Genomic DNA, 2,873 nt, shown 5'->3' with positions numbered 1-2,873 from the left:
GGCTATTTCATGGGTGTCCAACAAATGGGGAAGATTGCCTTATCCAACTTTTTAAAAGATATCATTCAATTCGGTTTGCTTTTCCTCATATTTAATTTATTTGAATTTAACCAGGAAAAGTCATTATTAATGGCCTTTTTTGTTTTGATTGGCAGTGAATTCCTCGTTTTTCTATACTTGATCAACCTTTTGATTCTTCAAATGCGAATCATGAGGCGCGGTACGAACTCGCGGACAACCGGTAAACATGCACGACAAAAGTTATTGGAAGTTTCGCTGCCCACCATGGGGTTAAGGATCTTTCATGCGATAACGAATGCCATCCAACCTTTTTTGATCCATACTGCCCTTCTCTCGGCAGGATTCGGTGCGGTAGTGGCTACAGAGCATTTTGGGATGCTGACTGGGGTTGCGATGACGATTGGCTTCTTTCCGGCCTTTATCGCGCATTCCTTAATGATCATGCTCATTCCGAATGTTTCGAATGCATACAAGAAGCAGGATAAGGAAAAATTGAGGGTTTTATTGCAAAAATCGATGTCTTTCACCGTATTATATGGAGTTCCGGCTGTCATTTTCATTTACCTCTTTGCGGAACCTTTGACCTCCCTCTTTTTTTCTTCAACATCTGCCGCATACTATTTAAAATTATTATGTCCTTATTTCCTTTTTCATTTTTTTGTCATTCCCATGCAAGCTTATCTCATCGGCCTGGGTTTAGTGAAGGATGCTTTCATCCATACCGTATGGTCCCATATTGTTGCCTTTTTAATGATGTATATCCTAGGGTCTCAAGCTTCTCTTAATATGGGAGGAATCATTTTAGGAATGAATACAGGGGCTGTATTATTAACTTTCATGCACTACTTGACCATTTGCAAGAAAATCGGCATAAGCATCTTACTGACGAAATCAAGATCCATATCGATAAAGTGAGGCAAAAATCCTTGCTGTTATTGGTTTATTACGATCAAGATTAAAAATATTGAGCCTTTCCCTGTACATATCACCTTCGTTACTGTATATTTCAACATACTTGGGTAATAATCAAGTAAAATGGTTTAAACTAACCATAGAATTGTAATGGAGTGATTTCATGAGTAAAGCGAAGGCTAAGAGTGGAACGGGTAAAGGTACGGGCACTGGAACGGGCAAGAAGGGCTGGAATCGTTGGAAAACAAGTGCCAACAAGAAAAAAAGCGCGAAACCATATATAAGTAAAGGCGTCAAACATTCCAATGACTCAAAAACATCCAGTCATGCTGCAGGTGACAAGACAGAAAAATAATTGCTTGTCCCATATTCCATACAGAATTTATGTTTGTTCCATATTCTCATACAGAGTGTAAAGAAATCTGTATGAGAGAAAATGGTCTTATAGATATAAACCAAGGACGATATCCATATAAAGCATAAGACTACAGCTCTTATACATATCATCAAAAAAGACACTCCAAATCCCGGCAGTGTCTTTCATTTTTTAATATACTCTTTTTATCTGAATTGGTGTTTGGGTTTGATAGCATTGATTTTTTTTGGAGTAAACTCTGTACGGAAACCGTTAGTGGCTTTTTTAACAGAGTCTGTAACTGAATGTATCGCTTCACCAACATCCTGAGCAGAATCCAATAATGGTTCAACCGTTTTCATTTTAATTTTTACATCGTCGGTGATTTCATTTGCAGTTTGCAATAGTTGTTTCGATTCGCCGGACAAATCGTGGATGGCATTTCTCACCTCAGTCAATGTTTGATTGGCTTCTCCTATCGTGACCATTCCCTTTTGAAGAGTACTGATTAAAAATACCACCAACCAAATGAAGGCTAAAGCGATCGCTGCCACACTATATTGAATTATCAAGATAAAGCTCCCCCTCTAAATTAAATAGTAGAAACGATTGCTTTAAATAGGTTAGTGAATCCCGGGGTGCCTGTTTTTTTAATGATAAATGATGATACTATTTGATTATTATTTGAACCCCCTCAGTTTCAGTTCGAGTTGAAGGAACTGTCGGAGTGGATAAATCCTTAGGTCCGCCTTCCAAACTCGCTTCTTTCATGGAATTGGTTACATTATGAATCATTTCCCCAACATCTTGAGCAGATTCCAGCAATGGATCGACATTTTCCATCTTCCCTTTAACATCCGCTGTAATTTGATTGGCAGAGTGGATCAATTGTTTGGACTCTTGCGTCAATCCATGTACCGCGTTCCTTACCTCTTCCAGTGTCTTATTTGTTTCTTCGAGTGTTCCCATTCCTTTACGCAGCGTCTGGTTGACATTATATATCAAATACACGACGGCTCCGGAGACACTGGCCACACTTAATTTAATGAACATTTTCATATATCCACTCCTTTCATTTAAATTTATGCACTGCCCCTTCCATTAATTCCCTAAAGTCCGTCGCTTGTCCAATCAGTTTTATAGAAGAACCATTCACCTTATCCTATTAGAAGTTTAAAGGGGAAGTTTAAAGGATAATAATAAGGGAGAGACCATATTATAGGAGGAGATTTGTTCTTGTCACATGAGAATTATTCATCTGTTATCCAAACTTTAAATGATTGTATGACCGCGTGTAATCATTGTTATGATGCATGCTTAAAAGAAGAACATGTAAACATGATGGTGGAGTGTATTCGCTTGGATCGGGAATGTGCGGATATTTGCTCTTCTTTAGAACAGGCGATAGGAAGAGGTACACCGTTTATTTCAGAGTTGGCTGCAGTTTGTGCCAAGATTTGTGAAAGCTGCGGAAACGAATGTAAAAAAAACGATCATGAACATTGTCAAAAATGTGCTGAAGCATGCTTTAGGTGTGCAGAAGAATGCAGAAAATTAGCCGCTTGATGTAAGGAATAGCACTTGT

5 protein-coding genes are annotated in these 2,873 nt (G+C 38.5%); 3 read left to right on the top strand and 2 right to left on the bottom strand.

Features of this window, described 5'->3' with window-relative positions; translation table 11 throughout:
- Both ACFVSH_RS25000 and ACFVSH_RS24995 read left to right on the top strand, forming a co-directional pair.
- Nucleotides 1-936: MATE family efflux transporter (locus tag ACFVSH_RS25000; RefSeq protein ID WP_387708445.1), on the top strand; the 936-nt coding region annotated here is incomplete at its 5' end.
- A gap of 160 nt (nucleotides 937-1,096) precedes the next feature.
- Nucleotides 1,097-1,288, top strand: a complete 192-nt coding sequence (locus tag ACFVSH_RS24995) for a DUF3934 family protein (protein WP_260284963.1) — start codon at nucleotides 1,097-1,099, stop codon at nucleotides 1,286-1,288.
- Nucleotides 1,289-1,494: 206 nt separating this feature from the next.
- Here ACFVSH_RS24995 and ACFVSH_RS24990 read toward each other — a convergent pair whose 3' ends face one another.
- On the bottom strand, nucleotides 1,495-1,860 hold the full coding sequence (locus ACFVSH_RS24990; protein ID WP_387708444.1) for a DUF948 domain-containing protein: 366 nt from the start codon (nucleotides 1,858-1,860) through the stop codon (nucleotides 1,495-1,497).
- 97 nt (nucleotides 1,861-1,957) lie between these two features.
- Entirely contained in the window at nucleotides 1,958-2,347 is a 390-nt protein-coding gene (locus tag ACFVSH_RS24985) for a DUF948 domain-containing protein (RefSeq protein WP_387598430.1), read from the bottom strand.
- 177 nt (nucleotides 2,348-2,524) lie between these two features.
- On the opposite strand from ACFVSH_RS24985, the gene ACFVSH_RS24980 reads away from it, so the two are divergent.
- Nucleotides 2,525-2,854 (top strand): four-helix bundle copper-binding protein, encoded by a 330-nt coding sequence (locus ACFVSH_RS24980; RefSeq protein WP_387708442.1) that lies wholly within the window; start codon nucleotides 2,525-2,527, stop codon nucleotides 2,852-2,854.
- The last annotated feature ends 19 nt before the right edge of the window (nucleotides 2,855-2,873 follow it).

Origin of the sequence: Peribacillus sp. NPDC058002, from assembly GCF_042886655.1 — a bacterium.
GTDB classification, from domain to species: Bacteria; Bacillota; Bacilli; order Bacillales; family DSM-1321; genus Peribacillus; species Peribacillus aracenensis.
Note: the sequence above shows the minus strand (reverse complement) of the source record. Positions and strands in the feature narration are given on the sequence as shown.